General features: G+C 74.1%; 16 protein-coding genes. 6 read left to right on the top strand and 10 right to left on the bottom strand.

Annotation, left to right across the window (positions count from 1 at the left end; genetic code table 11):
• Positions 1–8 precede the first annotated feature (8 nt).
• The 3 genes from ACZ5DC_RS24480 (at position 9) to ACZ5DC_RS24470 (ending at position 2,278) form a co-directional block, all read left to right on the top strand.
• The gene (locus tag ACZ5DC_RS24480) at positions 9–674 is read left to right on the top strand and encodes a TetR/AcrR family transcriptional regulator (protein WP_468655941.1); all 666 of its coding nucleotides are present in this window, start codon (positions 9–11) and stop codon (positions 672–674) included.
• A gap of 216 nt (positions 675–890) precedes the next feature.
• Positions 891–1,043 (top strand): hypothetical protein, encoded by a 153-nt coding sequence (locus ACZ5DC_RS24475; protein ID WP_468655939.1) that lies wholly within the window; start codon positions 891–893, stop codon positions 1,041–1,043.
• A 152-nt stretch (positions 1,044–1,195) separates the two neighbouring features.
• Entirely contained in the window at positions 1,196–2,278 is a 1,083-nt protein-coding gene (locus ACZ5DC_RS24470; RefSeq protein WP_468655937.1) for a bile acid:sodium symporter family protein, read from the top strand.
• On the opposite strand, the gene ACZ5DC_RS24465 is transcribed toward ACZ5DC_RS24470, so the two are convergent.
• Positions 2,250–2,954 (bottom strand): response regulator transcription factor, encoded by a 705-nt coding sequence (locus ACZ5DC_RS24465; protein ID WP_468656110.1) that lies wholly within the window; start codon positions 2,952–2,954, stop codon positions 2,250–2,252. The genes ACZ5DC_RS24470 and ACZ5DC_RS24465 overlap by 29 nt on opposite strands.
• A 494-nt stretch (positions 2,955–3,448) precedes the next feature.
• Between ACZ5DC_RS24465 and ACZ5DC_RS24460 the strand changes: the two genes are divergently transcribed.
• A complete protein-coding gene (locus ACZ5DC_RS24460) occupies positions 3,449–4,960 on the top strand; it encodes an FAD-dependent oxidoreductase (protein WP_468655935.1) in 1,512 nt (503 codons plus the stop codon).
• Between the two features lie 73 nt (positions 4,961–5,033).
• Here the strand turns inward: ACZ5DC_RS24460 and ACZ5DC_RS24455 are convergent, their stop codons facing one another.
• A complete protein-coding gene (locus ACZ5DC_RS24455; RefSeq protein ID WP_468655933.1) occupies positions 5,034–5,837 on the bottom strand; it encodes an SDR family NAD(P)-dependent oxidoreductase in 804 nt (267 codons plus the stop codon).
• Between the two features lie 133 nt (positions 5,838–5,970).
• Positions 5,971–6,471, bottom strand: coding sequence for a MarR family winged helix-turn-helix transcriptional regulator (locus tag ACZ5DC_RS24450; RefSeq protein WP_468655931.1), 501 nt, complete (start codon positions 6,469–6,471; stop codon positions 5,971–5,973).
• Positions 6,472–6,618: 147 nt separating this feature from the next.
• Between ACZ5DC_RS24450 and ACZ5DC_RS24445 the strand changes: the two genes are divergently transcribed.
• Together ACZ5DC_RS24445 and ACZ5DC_RS24440 are read left to right on the top strand one after the other, a co-directional pair.
• Positions 6,619–8,097: an MFS transporter gene (locus ACZ5DC_RS24445; protein ID WP_468655929.1), complete on the top strand. Its 1,479-nt coding sequence runs from the start codon at positions 6,619–6,621 to the stop codon at positions 8,095–8,097.
• A gap of 15 nt (positions 8,098–8,112) precedes the next feature.
• Positions 8,113–9,744, top strand: coding sequence for an LLM class flavin-dependent oxidoreductase (locus ACZ5DC_RS24440; protein WP_468655927.1), 1,632 nt, complete (start codon positions 8,113–8,115; stop codon positions 9,742–9,744).
• A 55-nt stretch (positions 9,745–9,799) separates the two neighbouring features.
• Here ACZ5DC_RS24440 and ACZ5DC_RS24435 read toward each other — a convergent pair whose 3' ends face one another.
• The 7 genes from ACZ5DC_RS24435 to ACZ5DC_RS24405 all read right to left on the bottom strand — a co-directional run bounded on the left by ACZ5DC_RS24435 (position 9,800) and on the right by ACZ5DC_RS24405 (position 17,628).
• On the bottom strand, positions 9,800–10,666 hold the full coding sequence (locus ACZ5DC_RS24435; RefSeq protein WP_468655925.1) for a sulfurtransferase: 867 nt from the start codon (positions 10,664–10,666) through the stop codon (positions 9,800–9,802).
• Positions 10,667–10,750: 84 nt separating this feature from the next.
• Entirely contained in the window at positions 10,751–11,137 is a 387-nt protein-coding gene (locus tag ACZ5DC_RS24430; protein ID WP_468655924.1) for a TIGR03618 family F420-dependent PPOX class oxidoreductase, read from the bottom strand.
• Positions 11,130–12,182, bottom strand: a complete 1,053-nt coding sequence (locus ACZ5DC_RS24425; protein ID WP_468655922.1) for an LLM class flavin-dependent oxidoreductase — start codon at positions 12,180–12,182, stop codon at positions 11,130–11,132. The genes ACZ5DC_RS24430 and ACZ5DC_RS24425 overlap by 8 nt, the downstream gene beginning before the upstream one ends.
• On the bottom strand, positions 12,173–14,071 hold the full coding sequence (locus ACZ5DC_RS24420; protein WP_468655920.1) for a dipeptide ABC transporter ATP-binding protein: 1,899 nt from the start codon (positions 14,069–14,071) through the stop codon (positions 12,173–12,175). Before ACZ5DC_RS24420 ends, ACZ5DC_RS24425 begins: the two co-directional genes overlap by 10 nt.
• On the bottom strand, positions 14,068–15,003 hold the full coding sequence (locus ACZ5DC_RS24415) for an ABC transporter permease (protein ID WP_468655918.1): 936 nt from the start codon (positions 15,001–15,003) through the stop codon (positions 14,068–14,070). The genes ACZ5DC_RS24420 and ACZ5DC_RS24415 overlap by 4 nt, the downstream gene beginning before the upstream one ends.
• The gene (locus ACZ5DC_RS24410) at positions 15,000–15,959 is read right to left on the bottom strand and encodes an ABC transporter permease (RefSeq protein WP_468655916.1); all 960 of its coding nucleotides are present in this window, start codon (positions 15,957–15,959) and stop codon (positions 15,000–15,002) included. The genes ACZ5DC_RS24415 and ACZ5DC_RS24410 overlap by 4 nt, the downstream gene beginning before the upstream one ends.
• A 49-nt stretch (positions 15,960–16,008) precedes the next feature.
• On the bottom strand, positions 16,009–17,628 hold the full coding sequence (locus ACZ5DC_RS24405; RefSeq protein WP_468655914.1) for an ABC transporter substrate-binding protein: 1,620 nt from the start codon (positions 17,626–17,628) through the stop codon (positions 16,009–16,011).
• Positions 17,629–17,801 lie beyond the last annotated feature (173 nt).

The following is a 17,801-nucleotide window of genomic DNA, read 5'->3' as shown; positions in this document are numbered from 1 at the left end:
GCCGCGTCATGGGTGACACGTACACAGGCAAACCGCGGGGCCGCAGGCGGGAGGCGGACCGTAACGACACCCGCCTGTTCCGGGCCGCGCGCGAGGTCTTCGCCGAACGCGGCTGGGACGCCCCCGTCTCCGAGATCGCCCGCCGGGCCGGCATCGGCATGGGCAGCCTCTACCGCCGCTACCCCAGCAAGGAGCTGCTGGCCCAGCGCATGCGGATCGCGGGGATGGAACAACTCGTCGCGCAGGCGCGGACCGCACTCGCCGAGGAGCCCGACCCCTGGGCCGCCCTGGTGCGCTTCCTCCGTGACGCGTTGACCGACCAGGGGGCGGGCGGGCCGCTCCTGCCCCTGGTCGGTGGCCGGCTGCCCGCCACCGACGAGGTGCTGGCCGCCGCGCAGCAGTTGCGCGCGGCCCTGGACGACCTGGTGGACGGCGCGCACCGGGCGGGCGTGCTGCGCGCCGACTTCAGCTCCGCCGACATCCCGTTGCTGCTCGAACACCTCACCCCGCGGATCCCCGTCACCGGCGAGCGCGCCGCCGCGCTGCACCTGCGCTACCTCGACCTGGTCTTCGCCGGGCTGCGCACCCCGGAGCCCGGTCAGCCCGCGGCCCTGCACGGTCCGCGGCCGCGATGGGCAGAGCTCAGGGAGCTGTGGAACGCGCCCGGACGCTGACACCGGGTGCGGTCGCCGGGCCCTGGGAGTACCCGACCCGCCGGTCAGGCGGAGCCGCCGCCGAGGCGCACGCTGTCGCGGCAGGGTCCGGTGCACGGGTGCACCGCTCGGGACGCGTACCGGCCGCCGTTCGTCTACAGTTCGGTAGACGGTCTACCTCGCTGTAGTCGTTTGGTTACGGGTGCCCTGTGCGCCTGTTCCGCACGGAAGGCCCCCATGACCAGCTCCCCGTACCCGGCCGCCGACCGGCCCGACCGGTCCTTCCCCGGCGACCACGCGGCGATAGCCGCCGCCCTCGCCCTGCTCCTCGGCAGTCCGCGACCGTGGCACGGTGGCTCGCCAACCGGCGCCTGGGTGCCCTGCCGCTGACCTCATGACTCTTCGGTGACGACGAAGCCGGCGGGCTCCCGGTCCCGTGCACCCGGCCCCGTACACCGCCGGCGTTCCAGACGGCTCCCACGCCGTGGGGAGCGATCGTGCCGCCGGACCCCCACAGCAAGAAGTGACGGAAGAGGGCCGCCTTGTACACCCGAACTGCCGCCCCACCACTGACCGATCGGGCCACGGGCTGGCTGCGGCGCCGGCTGGGCCGCGCGGTCGTGCTGGCCTACGCCGCCGCACTGCTCCTGCCGGGGCCCGGACTGTGGCTGCGCCGGGCTCACGCGCTGCCGCTCGGCTGGGGGCACGCCCTGCCGTTACCCATCCCGCAGCTCCTGCTCTCCTCGGTACTCCTCTCGGCCGGACTCCAGGTCCCCCTGGGCGCGCTGGGCACCCTGCTGCGGCGCCCGGTCGCCCTGCTGGCCGGGCTGGCCCTGCACCTGTCGATCCCCCTGCTGGCCATCCCCGCCGTCGCGTTCCTGCTGCGCCGGACTCCCGACACCGACGGCGGGAGCGGCCTCGTCACCGCGATGATCCTGATCGTGACGATGCCCGTCGCCGCCGGAGCCACCGTGTGGACCGGCAAGGGCGACGGCGACCAGCCGACCATGGTGGGACTCGTCCTCGCCTCCACCCTCCTCAGCCCGCTCACCACCCCCCTGGTCATCGGCACGCTGCTGCCGTTGCTCGGCGGCGGCTACGGGTCCACGCTCAGCAGGATCGCGGACGCCCACGGCGGTTTCGCCCTGCTCGGCGTCGTCCTGCCGTGCGCGGCCGGCATTCTGTGCCGCCTGGCACTGCCCGCGCCGCTGCTCGGCCGGGTGCTCGGCGTCGTCGTGCCCACCGCCCTGGCCGGCTCCCTCCTCCTGACCTACGTCAACGCCAGCGGCGCCCTCGGTTCCTTCCTGGCACGCCCGCGACCGCTGCTGCTCGCCGCCGCGCTGACCGTGGCGACGCTGGTCTGCCTGCTGTCCTTCGCCCTCGGCCACGGCGCCGCACGCCTGCTGAGGCTGGACGCCCCGGCGGCGTCGTCCCTCACGCTGGCCTGCGGCATGAACAACAGCAGCGCGAGCGCCGTCCTGATCACCACCACGCTGCCCGACAAGCCCCACCTGCTCCTGCCGGTCCTGGCCTACGGGCTGTTGCAGAAGACGGCGGCGAACCGGGTCGTACGCCGGAACCCCGGGTGCCGCCACGTCAGACGGAGCAGCCGGTGCCCAGTTTGAAGCCGACGCCCCGGACCGTGATGATCCAGTCGCTGTCACCGAGCTTGGTGCGGAGGCTGCTGACGTGCGTGTCGACGGTTCGCCTCGACCAGGAATCGCCCCACACCTGCTGCAGCAGCCGTTTTCTGGGAATCACGGTGTCGGGGTGCGAGGCGAGAATGCAGAGGAGGTCGAATTCCTTTCGGGTCAGCCCCACACCACGGCCGCCCAGGCTGACCTGCCGCGCATTCACGTCGATGTGCAGGGGGCCGTGCGTGATTTCCCGGTCGACGGTGCGCGAGGACCGGGTGCGGCGCATGACGGCCTCGATGCGTGCCATCAGTTCGCGGAATCCGTACGGCTTGACGAGGTAGTCGTCCGCGCCGGCCTGAAGCCCGAGCACACGGTCGAGTTCGGAGCCGCGGCCGGTGACGATGAGCAGCGGCACACAGCTGACGGAGCGGATGCTCTTGCACACCTCCAGCCCGTCGAGATCCGGGAGCTCCAGGTCGAGGAGGATCAGATCCGCGTCCTCGTGGGCTTCGAGGGCGGCGACGCCGAGGGCCGCGTGGGTGACCTCGTGGCCGTGCCTGCGCAGTCCTGCCGCCAGGGACTCGGCGTCGGCGGAGTCGCTCTCCACCAGGAGGATCTGCCAGCCGGCCGCAGGGGCGGGCACCGTGCGCGCCGGCCCCGGCATGTCCTCCAGCACGGTCTGCGGTCCGCGTGTGACGCGCTCGATGGGCGGATGGTGCTCCGGCTTCACCGCTGATGAGTATGGACCCATGGCCTCCCCCGGCTCATCCGGTCAGCGTGGATGTCGAACCTGCGCTCGAAAATTTATCGGTCGCTTGTAGTCCATTCAAAGACTTCTGTCGTAAATACATCGTTGCGGGTTCATGAAGGTGCATTACATAGTCATCGATCTGTGGTTCTGCGGGACCTTCTGACGTGCTCACGGGTTTATCGCCGGCCGGTCACGGAGGCCGGCCGGCGGGGGAATGCGCGGGCTGCGCCGAACGCGCCGTACGGCCGCGACGGGAGCCGCACCGGCGACCGGTCCGACATGCTGCCGCAGTATCGGCTTCACACCCGCGGTGCAGGATGGACACGGCCGGAGGCCGGTACGTCCGCTCCCCGGCGCGGCGGCCCGGGGCCGGAGCCCGATTCCCTCTCCCAGGAAGCGAGTTGCGGATGTCGCACACCTCTCAGTCCTCTGCCGTCGACGGCGCCGGGGCGACGTCCCCCGGCCCGCACTCGGTCGTGGTGGCCGGGGCCGGTCCCACCGGGCTGCTCCTCGCCGGAGACCTCGCGGCGGCCGGCGCGGACGTGGTGGTGGTCGAGAAGCGCCCGGAAGGCATCAGCAACCTGACCCGTGCCTTCGGTGTCCACGCCCGCACCCTCGAACTCCTCGACGCCCGCGGTCTCGCCGACGAACTGGTCGCCACCGGGCAGGTCATCCGCGAGCTGCGGCTGTTCGGGGCGATACCGTTCGACATCGGCGCGCTGCCCTCGCGTTTCCCCTTCCTGCTGGTCACCCCTCAGTACGAGGTGGAGAAGCTGCTGCTGCGCCGGGCCCTGGAGAACGGTGCGGTCATCCGCTACGGGACCGAGGTGCTCGGTCTCTCCCAGGACGGCGGGGGTGTCACCGTGTCGGTGCGCGACGCGGGGGGCGAGTCGACCGTGCGGGCCCGCTATCTGGTCGGCGCGGACGGCACGCGCAGCGCGGTGCGCCAGGCTCTCGGCCTCCCGTTCCCGGGGAAGGTGGTGATCCGGTCGGTGGCGCTCGCCGACGTGAAGTTCACCGAGCGGCCCAGCCTGGTGGTGCAGGTGCACGGCACGGGCGACGCCTTCGGCTTCATCGCCCCGTTCGGCGACGGCTACTGGCGGGTCGGCGGCTGGGACCGGGCCCACCGGGGGGAACCCGACGACTCCCCGGTCGCGTTCGAGGAGCTGCGCTCCCTCATCGAGCGTGCCTTCGGCTCCGACTTCGGCATGCACGACCCGCGCTGGATCTCCCGCTTCCACAGCGACGAGCGCCAGGTGCCCAGGTACCGGGTGGGCCGCGTGCTGCTGGCCGGCGACTCCGCCCACCAGCACTCGCCGGCCGGCGGACAGGGGATGAACACCGGCCTCCAGGACGCCGTGAACCTCGGCTGGAAGCTGGCGGCGGTGCTCGGCGGCTGGGCCTCCGACGCGCTGCTGGACACCTACCACAGTGAGCGCCATCCGATCGGCCGGGCGGTGCTGCGCAGCAGCGGGCTCAACCTCCGGCTGGCCATGGCGCACAACCCGCTGGAGATCGCGCTGCGCACGGTTCGCAAGCTGGTGGTCACCCATGTGCGGCCGGTGACGCGGCAGGCGGTGGGAGAGATCACCGGAATCGGCCACTTCTACCCCGCCGCGCGCGGGGCGCACCCGCTGGTGGGCAGACGGGCGCCGGACCTGGAGCTGGCGGGCGGACGGCTCTACGAGGCGCTGCGGGAAGGGCGGTTCGTCCTGGTCCTGCCGCCTGACGGGGAGTCCGGCGCCCCGGCCGGGCTCGACACCGCGGGCCGGCGGGGGCGGCTGGTCCTCGCCCGCCGTGCGGACGGCGGCGACGGGTCCCCGGAGGCGGCCCTGGTGCGGCCCGACGGCTACTACGCCTGGGCCGGAGCGGCGGACGGACCCTCGATCGAGGCCGGCATCGGACCGTGGGTGGGGTGAGCGGTCCCGTCCGGCGGAGCCTCTCGTCGTGCGGCCCCGCTCCGGGGCCGCACGCGCCCGGTCCGCCGCGTCCTCAGCGCGGCGGCAGCGGCGAGAGCGTGGGCAGGTGGGAGAGGAAGCCGCCGTCCACGGACAGCACCTGCCCGGTGATGAAGGAGGCGGCGGGGGAGGCGAGGAAGGTCACCAGGTGGGCGACGTCGTCCGGGGTGCCCAGTCGCGGGATGAGGTTCGCGCTCTGGAACATCCGCTGCACCGGTACGGGCATGTCCGCCTCCAGGGCCGGGGTGCGCACCAGTCCGGGCGCGACGGCGTTGCAGCGTATGCCGTCCGTGCCGTACGCGGCGGCCACGAAACGGGTCAGCGCGACCAGTCCGCCCTTGGAGCTGCCGTAGGCGACCATCACGCGGTCCCCGGACAGGCCCTGGCCGCTGGTGATGTTGATGATCGAGCCGCCGCCGCGCTCGATCATCACCGGCACGGTGTGCTTGCACAGCAGCATGGGGCCGCGCAGGTTGACCGCGAGGACCTCGTCCCACAGCTCCACGGACATCGACACCACGTCCCGGTCCTGCCGGATCGCCGAGGTCAGGGCCGCGTTGTTGTCCAGCACGTCGATGCCGCCGAAGGTGTCCACGGCGAAGTCCACCAGGCGCTTGACGCTGTCCTCCGAGGCGATGTCGACGGTGTGCCCGACCACCGACAGGCCCTTGGCGGCGAGTTCCGCTGCGGCGGCCCGGGTCGGCGCCTCGGCGACATCGGCGAGTACGACGTCCGCACCGGCCGTGGCCAGCGCCTCCACGGTGGCGACGCCGATCCCTCCCGCCCCGCCGGTGACCACGGCCACTTTGCCGGCGAGGGAGTGCGTTCCATTGCCCATCGGTCGACGACCTCTCGTTCAGGACGGGGAGTCGCCCCCGATTCTGGCGGGCTCGCGTGAAGGCCGTGCTGCGGGAGCGTGTCAGATCGACCCGGTCCCGGGAGGGGCGGGCGGCGTGTGCCGGGGTGCGGGTTCAGCCTCCTGTCCGCGCGCCGTGGTCCTCGGCGACCAGGACCTTGCGCAGCAGGGCGATCAGGGTGGCGCGCTCGGCCGGGGACAGGTCGTGCAGGAAGGCCTCCTGGGAACGCTCGGCCACGATCAGCAGCCGGCGTTGCAGGTCCTCGCCCCCGGGGGTGAGCTCGACGACCTGGCGCCGGCGGTCGGCGGGGTCGCGGGTGCGCCGGACCAGGTCCCGCTGCTCCAGGGTGTCGAGGTAGCCGACCAGATGGCTGCGGTTGAGGGCGAGCCGGTCGGCGAGGACGTGCTGCGGGAGCGGGCCGAAGTCGGCGAGCGCCGTGAGCGCGGCGAAGTGCGGGAGCCTCAGGCCGTGCTCCGCGACCGCGGCGATCAGCACGTCGTGGCCGAGCCGGGCGACATGGCTGACCAGGTAGGAGGGCAGCGCGAGCAGGCTCGGCGGGCGGGTCTCCGTGTCCGGCCGGGGGGTCTGCGGTCCGCAGTCCGAGGCGTCGTTCATGGAGCGCAGCATAACCACGGAAAGCCACTGGACGTAAGCATGTCGCGATGTAATCATTACGACACGACACGATTTCGCGAGTGCCGGTGCTCGGCGCGCGGGCCGCCCGCGCCCCCGTGCCCGCCGATCAGAGCGGAGGACCTTTCCATGACCGATCCGACGACCACCCCGGCCCATCCGCCGGTCACGGAGGGGCGGCGGGGCGTCGCGGCCCCGTTCACCGCCCTGCTGATCGCCGTGCTCTCCTTCTCGCTGATGCAGACGATGGTCGTGCCCGCGCTCCCGGACCTGCGGCGGGAGTTCGACGTGAGCACCACCGTGGTCTCCTGGGTGCTCAGCGCCTTCCTCCTCACGGCCTCGGTGGCCACCGCGCTGCTCGGCCGGGTCGGCGACATGTTCGGCAAGCGGCGCGTGCTGGTCGCCAGCCTCACCGTGTTCGCCGTCGGGACGCTGCTGGCGGCCCTGTCGGACTCGATCGGGCTGCTCATCGCCGCCCGCGCCGTGCAGGGGGTCGGCTCGGCCGCGTTCCCCCTCGCGTTCGGCATCGTCCGCGACCAGTTCCCGCGCGAACGCGTGCCCGTGGCCATCGGGCTCATCAGCTCGACGTTCGGGATCGGATTCGGCGTCGGGCTCGTCATTCCCGGCCCGATCGTCGACGCCCTGGACTGGCACTGGATCTTCTGGCTGGGCCTCGTCGTGATCGTCCTGGGCGTCCTCGCCGTCGTCGCCTTCGTCGAGGAGTCGCCCGTCCGCTCCCCCGGGCGGATCGACTGGACCGGTGTCGTCCTGCTCAGCGCGGCTGTCGTCGCCCTGCTGCTCGCGATCAGTGAGGGCAAGTCCTGGGGCTGGGCGTCCGCGGGCGTGATCGCTCTGTTCGTGGCGGCGGTGCTGCTCCTCGCGGTGTTCGTCCTGGTGGAGCGGCGACTGTCCGAACCGCTCATCGACATCGAGTTGCTGCGCCGTCCGGCGGTGGCGGCCTCCCATGCCACCGCGCTCATCATCGGTTTCGGGATGTACGGCGCGTTCACCCTGGTGCCGCTGCTGGCCCAGACACCTCCGCAGGCCGGCTACGGGTTCGGCGCCTCGGTCACCGGAGCCGGACTGTTCATGGTGCCCATGGCGGCCACCATGCTGATCGCCAGTCCGCTCGCGGGCCGCATCGGTGCCGCCGTCGGCTTCAAGCTGCCCCTCGTCCTCGCCTGCCTGATCGGCGTCGTCGGCTTCGCCGTGTACGCCGGGGCCCATGACACCGAGTGGGCGCTGTACGTCGGTTCGGGCATCCTCGGCATCGGCGTCGGCTTCGCCTTCGCGGCGCTCGCCAACCTCGTCGTCGCCGCGGTCGACCCCCGGCAGACCGGTGAGGCGACCGGCATCAACACGATCATGCGCACCATCGGCGGCTCGCTGGGCGCGCAGGTGTCCGCCTCGCTGGTGGCCTCCCACACCCTCGCCGGCAGCGGCCTGCCGGCGGAGTCCGGCTACACCACCGCCTTCGTGATGTCCGCGATCGCCCTGGGCGTGGCCACGCTGGCCGCGCTCTCCGGGCCGGGCGCACTGTGGCGCACCCCGGCGAAGGCGGCCGCGGCGGGACCGCGGCCCGAGACCAGCGGCCCCGCCGCGAGCTGAGGACGGGACACGCACATGACCGACTACGGGCACGACCTGCTCTTCGGTGCCGTACTGGTGCCTGCCTCCGGACGGCCGCACGACGCCGTGGCGTCGGCCCGGTCGGCGGAGCGGGCCGGGCTGGACCTGGTGAGCGTGCCGGACCACCCCTACCGGCCGGAGTTCCTGGACGCGTGGACGGTGCTGGCGGGCATGGCCGCCGTCACCTCCCGGATCCGGGTCTTCCCCAATGTCGCCAACCTCCCCCTGCGGCCGCCCGCCGCCCTGGCCCGCGCCGCCGCGAGCCTGGACCTGCTCAGCGGCGGCCGGGTCGAACTCGGGCTCGGCGCGGGGGCGTACTGGGACGACATCGCCGCCGAGGGCGGCCCTCGGCGCACCCCGGGTGAGGCCCTGGCCGCCACCCGGGAGGCGGTCGGGGTGCTGCGCGCCCTGTGGTCGGGCCGTGGGCGGGTACGCAGCGACGGAAAGCACTACGCGCTGGACGGGGCCGCCGCCGGGCCCGCTCCCGCCCACGGCATCTCCGTGTGGATCGGCGCGGTGGGCCCCCGGATGCTGCGGCTGACCGGCGAGCTGGCGGACGGCTGGCTGCCCAGCGTGCCGCATGTGCCGCCGGCCCGCCTCGCCGCGGGCCAGCGGCTCGTCGACGAGGGGGCCGCGGCCGCGGGGCGGGAGCCGCAGGCCGTACGACGGCTGTACAACCTCTCGCTCGGCGCGGAGGGCGGCTTCCCCCGGGGCGGTCCGCGTGACTGGCCCGAGCAACTGGCCGCGCTCACCGTCGAGGTGGGCACCAGCGCCTATCTGCTGCCCGCGCACCACCCGGAGCTGCTGCGGGTCTTCGGCGAGGAGGTCGCCCCGGCCACCCGCGCCCTGGTCGACGCGGCACGCGAGCGGTCCGCCGGGGCCGCCGCGCGGTCCACCGGGGCCGTTGCGTCCGTCGCATCCGTTGCGTCGGTCGCGTCCGGCGTCCCCGGGCCGGCCGCGGCGCCGCGGCCCCGGCAGCGTCCGGCCGCGGTGGACGGTGCGGCGGCCGGACGCTCCCTCTTCGTCGAGCCCACACCCGCGCCCGCCGAGTGGCTGAGCGAGGAGCGGCTGTGGGACGAGGAGCACCGGCCCACCGGCCCCGCCCCCGATCCGGAGCGGCGTTACCCGCGTGCGCGGCAGGCCCCCGCCAGGAACCTGGTCGCCGCCCACGACCAGCTGCGCGCGGACCTGGCGCGGCTGCGTGAGATCGTCGACGAGGTGCTGGCGGAGACCCTGGACCCCGGTGCCGCCCGGTCGGGGCTCCAGGAGCTGAGCCTGCGGCAGAACTCCTGGACGCTGGGCGCCTACTGCGCGTCGTACTGCCGGATCACGACCGTGCACCACACCCGCGAGGACCAGGACCTCTTCCCGCACCTGCGGCGGGGCGACCCACGGCTCGCGCCGGTGCTCGACCGGCTGACCGAGGAGCACCACGCCATCCACGGGGTGATCGAGCGCGTCGACCGTGAGCTGGTCGCCCGGATCGGGGGCGGGCCGGGTGCCGCCGCCCGCCCGGAGGGACTGCGCGCGGCGGTGGACCTCCTCACCGACGCGCTGCTGTCCCATCTGGCCTACGAAGAACGGGAGTTGATCGAACCGATGGCCCGGCTCGGCACCGGCTGGTGAATCCGGCGGCCGTGTGCCCCCGGCCCTGCCCGGGGCCGCCGTGCCCGGGGCTGCGTTACCGCGGCTCCTCGCCCGTCGCCACGGCGCGCGAGGTGTCCGCCGACCAGGCGGACCACGAGCCGGGGTAGAGGGCCGCGGTGGGCACGCCGGCCAGTTCCAGCGCCAGCAGGTCGTGGCAGGCGGTGACACCGCTGCCGCAGTACACGACGACGTCGGTGCCCGGGGTGACGCCGAGGGCCGCGTAGTGCGCGGCCAGCCGTGCGGCCGGGGCGAAGCGGCCCTCGGCGGTGAGGTTGGCGGCCCAGGGGGCGCTGCGGGCGCCGGGGATGTGTCCGGAGCGCACGTCACCGGGCAGCACGGTGGCGCCCGCGTACCGGTCGGGGGCACGGGCGTCCAGGACGACGGCGGTGCCCGCGGCGAGCGACGCCTCGACCTCGTCGGCCGACCGGAGGAGCTCCTTGGGCCAGGCCACCGGGGTGCGGCTCGCCGGCGCGGGGGCGACCGGCCCGGTCTCCAGGCCGCCGTCCCAGGCCTGGAGACCGCCGTCCAGCAGGGCGGCCCGGCCTCCGGTGCGGCGCAGCAGCCACACCAGCCGTGCCGCGTAGGCGCCGCCGTTGTCGTCGTAGGCGACCACCGTCGTGTCGTCGCCGATGCCCAGCGCGCCCAGCGCTCGCGCGAAGTCCCGCTCGTCGGGCAGCGGATGGCGTCCGCCCGACCCGCTGGGCGGCGCGGAGAGCACGGTGTCCACGTCGACCCACACGGCGCCGGGCAGATGTCCGGCGAGGTGGGCCTCGCGTCCGTCGCGGCCGTCCAGGTACCAGCGGACGTCGGCCAGGACGATCCGCCCGCGGTGCTCCCGCACCCAGCCGGCGTCGACGACGGCGGACGGCGGTGCGGGAGGCGGTGCGGGGGAAGCGGTCATGTGGGGTCTTCCTCTCGGATCAGGGCGGTGGCGGAGCCGTCGCGGCGGGTGGGGCGAGGTGCGCGTGTCCGGGGCGGCCGGCGCTCATTCCTTGCGGTGGACGCGGTCGGGTTCCAGCCGGAGCAGCACCCGTTCGCCCTCGGCCTGCCGCACCCGCTCGCTGCCGGTCCACTTGCCGAAGGTGGTGCGGGCCAGCCGCAGCGCGGCCTCGCCCGGTTCGATGTCCACCACCCGGGCCCGGACCTCGATGTACCGGCGGCTGTTCTCCGAGTCGAGCAGCAGGATGTTGACGCGGGGGTCGGCGATCACGTTGCGGTACTTCTGCCGCGAGGTGTTGGTGCCGACGAGTATGTGCTCCCGGTCGGCGTGCGGCCACACGAGGCTCGTCTGCGGTCCGCCGTCCGGCATGAGCGTGGTGAACACGCCCAGGGTCCGGGCGAGGGCGAGTGCGCGGACGTCGTCGTCAAGCACCGGCCGCCACCCTGTCGTCCCGCCCCAGGGTGCGCACCTGGGGCAGTACCTCGGAGGCGACGAGTTCCGTCGCCGCCTGGACGTCGGCGTACGGCAGGCCGCCGACGTCGATGGCGAGCAGGTGCAGGTCGTGACCCCACAGCTCCTGCAACCGTCCGAGCCGGTCGGCCACTTCGGCGGGGCTGCCGCAGATCGCGGGGCCGTCGGGGCCGACGTAGGTGTCGAAGTCCGGCGGGGCCGGGGGCCCGACGTCGCCGGGTTTCCGCACCGTCAGATAGGTCTCGATGTAGGGGGCCCAGCGGGCGCGGGCCTCCTGCGAGGTCTCGGCGACGAAGACATGGCTGGCGGCGCCCAGCCGGCCCGTGGGCCCGGTCCGCCGCTCCTTCCACAGCGCGCGGTAGGAGTCGAACACCGGGACGAAGACGTCGGGGCGGCGCGCCGTCGTGCCGACCACCAGGGGCAGCCCGTGGTCGACGGCCAGTCCGACCGACTCCGAGCCCACTCCCCCGCTGATCCAGAACGGCGGCCGGGGCTGCAGGGGGCGCGGCTGCACCAGCACGTCGTCCAGGGGCGGACGGAACCGTCCCTGCCAGGTCACCCGTTCCTCGGTCCACAGCCGCAGCAGCAGTTCGGTGTTCTCGCGTTTGCGGGCCGCCTTGGACTCGGGCGCCTGGTCGAAGACGGCGTACGGCTCGGGGAAGAAGGAACCGCCGACGACCATTTCGAGTCGCCCGTCGGACAGCAGGTCCAGCAGCGCGTAGTCCTCCGCGACGAGTACCGGGTCCCGGTTGGCGACCAGGGTGGTGCCGGTGGCCAGCCGGATGGTGGAGGTGTGTTCGGCGATCGCGGCCAGGACGAGTGCCGGGGAGGGGATGACGTCCCGCTCCCCGAAGTGGTGCTCTCCGAGGGTGTACCAGGAGAAGCCGAGCCGCTCCGCCTCGGCCGCCGCCCGGACGACGTCCCGCAGCCGTTCCCGCTGGCTGAGGACGGTCCCGGTGACCGGGTCGGGCAGCAGGCTGCCGAAGGTGATGAGGCCTAGCTCCATGAGGTGTCCTCCGTGGGGCGGTCGTGGCGGTGCGTGGTGCGGGCGGCGGCTTCCCCCGGCTCGTCCCCCGGTTCCTCCCCCGGTTCCTCCCCCAGGGCGTCCGGGGTGTCGGGAGCGTCCGGGGTGTGCGGGGGCCTCCGTCCGGGTACGGCGGCCAGCAGTTCGCGGGTGTAGGGGTGCCGGGGTGCGCGCAGGACCCGGTCGGTGGCGCCTTCCTCGACGACGCGTCCCGCGCGCAGGACCGCGACGCGGTCGCTGACCTGTCCGACGACGGCCAGGTCGTGGGAGATGAACAGATAGGCCATCTGGTGGCGTTCCTGGAGTCCGAGCAGGAGTTCCAGGATCCTCGCCTGCACGGTCACGTCGAGCGCGGAGACCGGTTCGTCGCAGACCAGCAGGTCCGGGCCGAGGGCGAGGGCACGGGCGATGGCCACCCGCTGGCGCTGTCCGCCGGACAGCTCCGCGGCCCGGCGCCGCAGCACGTCCGCCGGCAGCGCGACGTCGTCCAGCAGCCGCCGTACGGTCGCGGCGCGTTGCGCGCGGTCGCCGACGCGGTGGTTGCGCAGGGGCTCGGTGAGCAGTTCCTCGACGGTGAAGCGGGGGTTGAGGGAGGCGTACGGGTTCTGGTGCACGAGCTGGACGCGGCGGTGCAGGCGGCGCCGGGCCGCGCCGCGTACCGCGGTGACGTCGACGCCGTCCAGCTCCACGGTGCCCGCCTCGGGCCGTTGCAGGCCGAGCACCAGGCGGGCGGTGGTGGACTTGCCGGAGCCGGACTCGCCGACCAGGCCGAGGGTGCGGCCGCGCGGGACGTCGAAGCCGATCCCGTCGACGGCGAGGTGCCGGCGCCGGGGGCCGGGGCCGCGCAACGGGAAGGAGAGGGTGAGACCGCGCACCCGCAGCAGCACGCTGGCATCCGGTGGGTCACCGGACGGGCCGGTCGCGGACGCCGCGCGGGGCACGGGGGCCGGTACGGGTGCCGGTCGGGGCGGGGGCGCCGCCGTGGGCGGGGTCGCCGTGGCCGGTGGCGCCGGCGGGGTGGCCGGGCGGGCGCGGGGAGTGAGGCGGGGGACGTCGGCGAGCAGCCGGCGCGTGTACGGGTGCCGTGGATCGGTGAGCACCTCGCGGGTCGGTCCGGCCTCCACGACCCTCGCCCGGGACATCACCACCACGTGCTGGGCCCGGTCGGCCACCACTCCCAGGTCGTGGGTGATCAGCAGCACGGCGGTACCGGTGTCCGCGGCGAGTGCCTCCAGGTGGTCGAGGATCTGCCGCTGCACCGTCACGTCCAGGGCGGAGGTGGGTTCGTCCGCGACGAGCAGCCGGGGCCGGGCCGCGGTCGCCATCGCGATGAGCACGCGCTGGCGCATGCCGCCGGACAGTTCGTGCGGGTACTGGCGGGACCGCCGGGCGGGGTCGGGCAGCCCCGTCCCGGCGAGGAGGTCGACGGCCCGCTCCGCGGCGCCCCGCCCGGTGGCCAGGTGGTGGACGCGCAGCACCTCGGCGACCTGCCGGCCGACCGGCTTGACCGGGTCCAGCGACACCCCGGGGTCCTGGGGCACGAAGCCGATGCGCCGGCCCCGTACGTCCCGCCACGCCCGCTCGCTCAGCCCGGTCAGTTCCTCGCCCTCCAGGCGGACGGAACCGTGCTCCACCCGGCCTCCCGGGGGCAGCAGGCCGATCACGGCGTGCGCGGTGGTGCTCTTGCCGGAGCCGGACTCGCCGACGACGGCCGTGATCCGGCCCGGCGCGGCCGTCAGGCCGAGGCCGTCGACGGCGGTCCGGGTCCCGGCGCCCGTGCGGTAGGCGACCCGCAGGTCCGTGATCCGCAGCACCGGGGTGTCCTGCGACACGGCCTCGGGACGGGTCGTCCCGGCCGGTGCGGAGGTCATGGGCGTTCTCCTCGGGTCTCCAGGATCCTCGACAGCCGGTTCGCGGCGAGGACCACGACGGTCACGACCAGGCTGGGCAGGGTCGTCAGCCACCACGCCGTGGCGAGGTAGTTACGGCCGTCGGCGACCAGGGCGCCCCACTCCGGGGCGGGCGGCGGCTCCCCGTAGCCGAGGAAGCTGAGGCTCGCGACGGCCAGCACGACCAGCCCGAAGTCCAGCGCGGCGAGGGCCAGTACGGGGCCGGCGGCGGCGGGCAGGACGTAGCGGAACAGCACGCGCCACCAGCGGGAGCCCAGCAGGATCGTGGCCTCGACATAGCCGGCCGTGCGCACCCGCAGCACCTCCGCCCGCATCACCCGGGCGAACGCGGCGACGCTCGTGACACCGACGGCGACGGCCACCTGGACGGTGCCGAAACCGATGGCGGCGACGATGGTCAGCGACAGCAGGACCGGCGGCACCGAGAGCATCACCTCGACCAGCCGCATGATGACCGCGTCCGCCCACCGGCCGAAGGATCCGGCGGCCAGGCCCAGCAGGATGCCGACGACCAGGGCCACGGCGATGGCGACAACCGTCGCCCGCAGCGACAGGGACGCCCCGTGCACCACTCGGGCGTACACGTCCCGGCCGAGCTGGTCGGTACCGAAGAGGTGTGCGCCGCCCGGCGGCCGGAACCGCTCGGCCGGTACTCCGGTGGTGGGGCTCTGGCGGGTGAACCACTCGGGCGTGACCGCCCAGCCCAGCACCAGCAGGAGCACCAGGACGGACAGGACGGCCCCGGGCGAGCGCGGCACGTGCCGGACCGTGGCGTCGATCGCGCCCCGCAGGCGGCGGCCGGCCACGGCCCCGAACCCGGACGGCTCCGGCGCGGCGTCCTCGGCCGGGGTCCGGTCGGCCACGGCGCCGGGTGCCGTCCCGTGCGCGCTCATGACGTCACCAGCCGGCCGGTCACCCGGATCCGCGGATCGAGGACCGGGTACAGCAGGTCGACGCCGAGGTTCACCACGGCGAAGACGGACGACGCCAGGACGACCACCCCTTGGACGACGGGCAGGTCCTGGGTGGCGACGGCGGCCTGGGTGATCCGGCCCATGCCGGGCCGGGAGAAGACGGTCTCCACCACGACCGCGCCGCCGATGAGGTAGCCGACCAGGAGGCCGACGACGGTCACCGCCGGGATGGCCGCGTTGCGCAGCCCGTGCCCGAGGAGCAGCCGGGTCCGGCCCGCGCCGGTGGCGCGGACCGTGTCGGCGTACGGTTCCCGCAGGACGGTGTGCAGGCTCTTGCCGAGCACCTGGGCCACCAGCGCCGCGCCCGGGATGGCCAGGGTGCAGGCGGGCAGGACGAGTCCGGCCGCCCCGGCGCCGCCCAGCGACGGGAAGAGGTGCCACCTGACCGACAGCAGCTGGATCAGCAGCAGTCCGACCGCGAACGACGGCAGCGAGACCGCGAACGCGGGGAGGGAGCGCAGCAGTTGCCGCACCGCCGGGGAGACCGCGAGGTGGGCGGAGACCGCCAGCGCGGCCCCGGCCGTCAGCGCGAGCGCCAGGGCGGTGCCGCCCAGGGCCAGCGTGGACGGCAGCGCGTCGGCGATCATGCGGGTGACGGGCTGCCCGGTCTGCAGCGACGCGCCGAGGTCACCGTGGACGGCGTCCACGAGGGCGTGGCCGTACTGCACCGGAAGCGGCCGGTCCAGGCCGAGTTCGGCCTTGGCGCTGGCGATGTCCCGCGGGCTGAGGGTGTCGAACCCGCCGCGCCCGCTCAGCATGAGCGCGACGGGGTCGCCGGGCAGCAGCCGCAGGGCGGCGAAGGCGAGGGTGAAGGCCGCCCAGACGACGAACAGCGCGCGCAGCACACGTCCCGCGAGGTACCGCGCGGGGGTCATGGCGCGCCGCCCGGCGTGGGGCCGGCCTTGCGTGGAGGTCGCACCGGCGTCACCCGAGCCACGCGTCGTGGAGGTTCAGCCGGGTCGACGCGTCCAGGGCCAGGCCGTGCACCTTGTCGGACACGCCGTGGACCAGGGAGCCCTCGTAGAGCGGGACGGTGTCCGCGTGGTCGAGGATCCAGCCGGTGGCCTTGGCGACGGCCTCGCGGCGGGCCTTGTCGTCGGTCGCGGACGCCTGCTGCTCCAGGTAGGTGTCGAGCCGGCTCGCCGGCAGGTGCCAGAGGTTGGAGCCCTTGGAGTAGAAGATGTTGCGCAGTACGTCCGGGTCGGCCCGGGTCACGGCGACCGCGGTGATGTCGAACCGCCCCTTCTGCTGCTGCTCGACGTAGGCGGCGGGCTGGACGGCCTTGAGTCTGACGTCCACGCCCAGCTTGCGCAGCTGCTGCTGGACGTACTCGTCCACCGGCGGCATCGGTGCGGGGATCAGCCAGGTCAGGGTGAGCCGTGTGCCGTTCCTGGCCCGGATGCCGCCCTCGCCCTTCTTCCATCCCGCCTCGTCCAGCAGCCGCGCGGCGCCCGCCGGGTCGTAGCCCAGCTTGCCGCTGTCGTCGGTGTAGTACGGGGTGGTGGAGGCCAGGACGCTGGTGGCGGGCTTGTACGAGGAGTTGAAGACGGTGTCGACGAGCTGCTTGCGGTCGATGCCCACCAGCAGCGCCTTGCGCACCTTCTCGTCGGCGAGGGCACCGACGTGGTTCAGGGAGAGCGGGGGCACCAGTCCGGGGGCGGGCTTGGACAGCAGGTGGAATCCGTTGCCCTGGAACTGCGCCTGGTCGGTGGGCTGGACGCTCTTGGCGACCTGGACCTGTCCGGAGCTGAGGGCGCTGGTACGGGCGCCCGCCTCGGAGACGAAGGTGAACTTCACCTCGTCGAGGTGGCCCGCGCCCCGGTTGTCGTCCAGCGAGGACGGCCAGGCGTAGTCCTTGCGCCGTTTGAGGACGACTTCCTGGTTGACGGTGTAGTGGTCCAGTACGTACGGGCCGGAGCCGTGGAACTGGCCGCGGCAGCGCTGCGCGTTGGACTTCTCGAAGGTGGCCGGTGACAGGATGCCCAGGCCGACGCCCGAAGTGGCCTGGAGGAACTGTGCGTTGGGCGCGTCGAACCGGACGGTGAGGGTGTGCGCGTCCTTGACGGCGGTGCCCTGGTAGCCGCGTAGGTAGGCGGGGGCGCCGTTGGCGGGTTGCTTGATCAGGTTGTCGAAGGTGAGCTTCACGGCCTTGGCGTCGACGGGCTCGCCGTCGCTGAAGGTGGCGCCGTCGCGCAGGACGAAGGTGAAGTCGCGGCCGTCGGTGCTCCGCTTCCAGGACCTGGCGAGCCACGGCACGATCTTGCCCGTCTTCGGGTCCTGGTCGGTGAGGGTGTCGACCATGGAGCGGGTGATGTCCACGGCGGCCAGCTGCCCGGTCTGCTGCGGGTCGAGGCAGGCGGGGTCGGCCTCCGCGCCGACCACCAGGGTGCCGCCGTCGCGCGGCGCGCCGGCCGCGCCGCCGGCCGAGGTGCCGGAGCCGTCCCCGGAACAGGCGGTGGCGGTGAACGCCAGCGCGAGCAGCGCGAGTGCCGGGCGGAGGGGCAGCCGGTCGGAGTGGCTCGGACCGGTTCGGCTTCTGGACATCCAAGGCCCTTTCTGGGACGTACCGACGTGCGGCGCACGCCTGCGGGGCCGCCCTGGTCGAGCGGTGCCGCGGCGCGCGCGGTGCAGGGACTCGCATGTGGGGGGCGCGTGGGGCGTCATGTGGCGCTCACGCGGGAGGGTGCAGGGGACTGGCGTGGGGGCACGGGCGGGCG

The organism is Streptomyces sp. NPDC031445 (genome assembly GCF_055581365.1).
The sequence above is the reverse complement of the archived record's forward strand: the minus strand, read 5'-3'. Positions and strand labels throughout refer to the sequence as shown.

What these genes read in the sequence shown, in the direction of transcription:
- ACZ5DC_RS24440 (WP_468655927.1), top strand. Translation starts at nt 8,113, where the DNA reads ATGACCGACTACGGGCACGACCTGCTCTTCGGTGCCGTACTGGTGCCT.
- ACZ5DC_RS24460 (WP_468655935.1), top strand. Translation starts at nt 3,449, where the DNA reads ATGTCGCACACCTCTCAGTCCTCTGCCGTCGACGGCGCCGGGGCGACG.
- ACZ5DC_RS24480 (WP_468655941.1), top strand. Translation starts at nt 9, where the DNA reads ATGGGTGACACGTACACAGGCAAACCGCGGGGCCGCAGGCGGGAGGCG.
- ACZ5DC_RS24465 (WP_468656110.1), bottom strand. Translation starts at nt 2,954, where the DNA reads ATGCCGGGGCCGGCGCGCACGGTGCCCGCCCCTGCGGCCGGCTGGCAG.
- ACZ5DC_RS24435 (WP_468655925.1), bottom strand. Translation starts at nt 10,666, where the DNA reads ATGACCGCTTCCCCCGCACCGCCTCCCGCACCGCCGTCCGCCGTCGTC.
- ACZ5DC_RS24410 (WP_468655916.1), bottom strand. Translation starts at nt 15,959, where the DNA reads ATGACCCCCGCGCGGTACCTCGCGGGACGTGTGCTGCGCGCGCTGTTC.
- ACZ5DC_RS24455 (WP_468655933.1), bottom strand. Translation starts at nt 5,837, where the DNA reads ATGGGCAATGGAACGCACTCCCTCGCCGGCAAAGTGGCCGTGGTCACC.
- ACZ5DC_RS24450 (WP_468655931.1), bottom strand. Translation starts at nt 6,471, where the DNA reads ATGAACGACGCCTCGGACTGCGGACCGCAGACCCCCCGGCCGGACACG.
- ACZ5DC_RS24445 (WP_468655929.1), top strand. Translation starts at nt 6,619, where the DNA reads ATGACCGATCCGACGACCACCCCGGCCCATCCGCCGGTCACGGAGGGG.
- ACZ5DC_RS24475 (WP_468655939.1), top strand. Translation starts at nt 891, where the DNA reads ATGACCAGCTCCCCGTACCCGGCCGCCGACCGGCCCGACCGGTCCTTC.
- ACZ5DC_RS24415 (WP_468655918.1), bottom strand. Translation starts at nt 15,003, where the DNA reads ATGAGCGCGCACGGGACGGCACCCGGCGCCGTGGCCGACCGGACCCCG.
- ACZ5DC_RS24420 (WP_468655920.1), bottom strand. Translation starts at nt 14,071, where the DNA reads ATGACCTCCGCACCGGCCGGGACGACCCGTCCCGAGGCCGTGTCGCAG.
- ACZ5DC_RS24425 (WP_468655922.1), bottom strand. Translation starts at nt 12,182, where the DNA reads ATGGAGCTAGGCCTCATCACCTTCGGCAGCCTGCTGCCCGACCCGGTC.
- ACZ5DC_RS24405 (WP_468655914.1), bottom strand. Translation starts at nt 17,628, where the DNA reads ATGTCCAGAAGCCGAACCGGTCCGAGCCACTCCGACCGGCTGCCCCTC.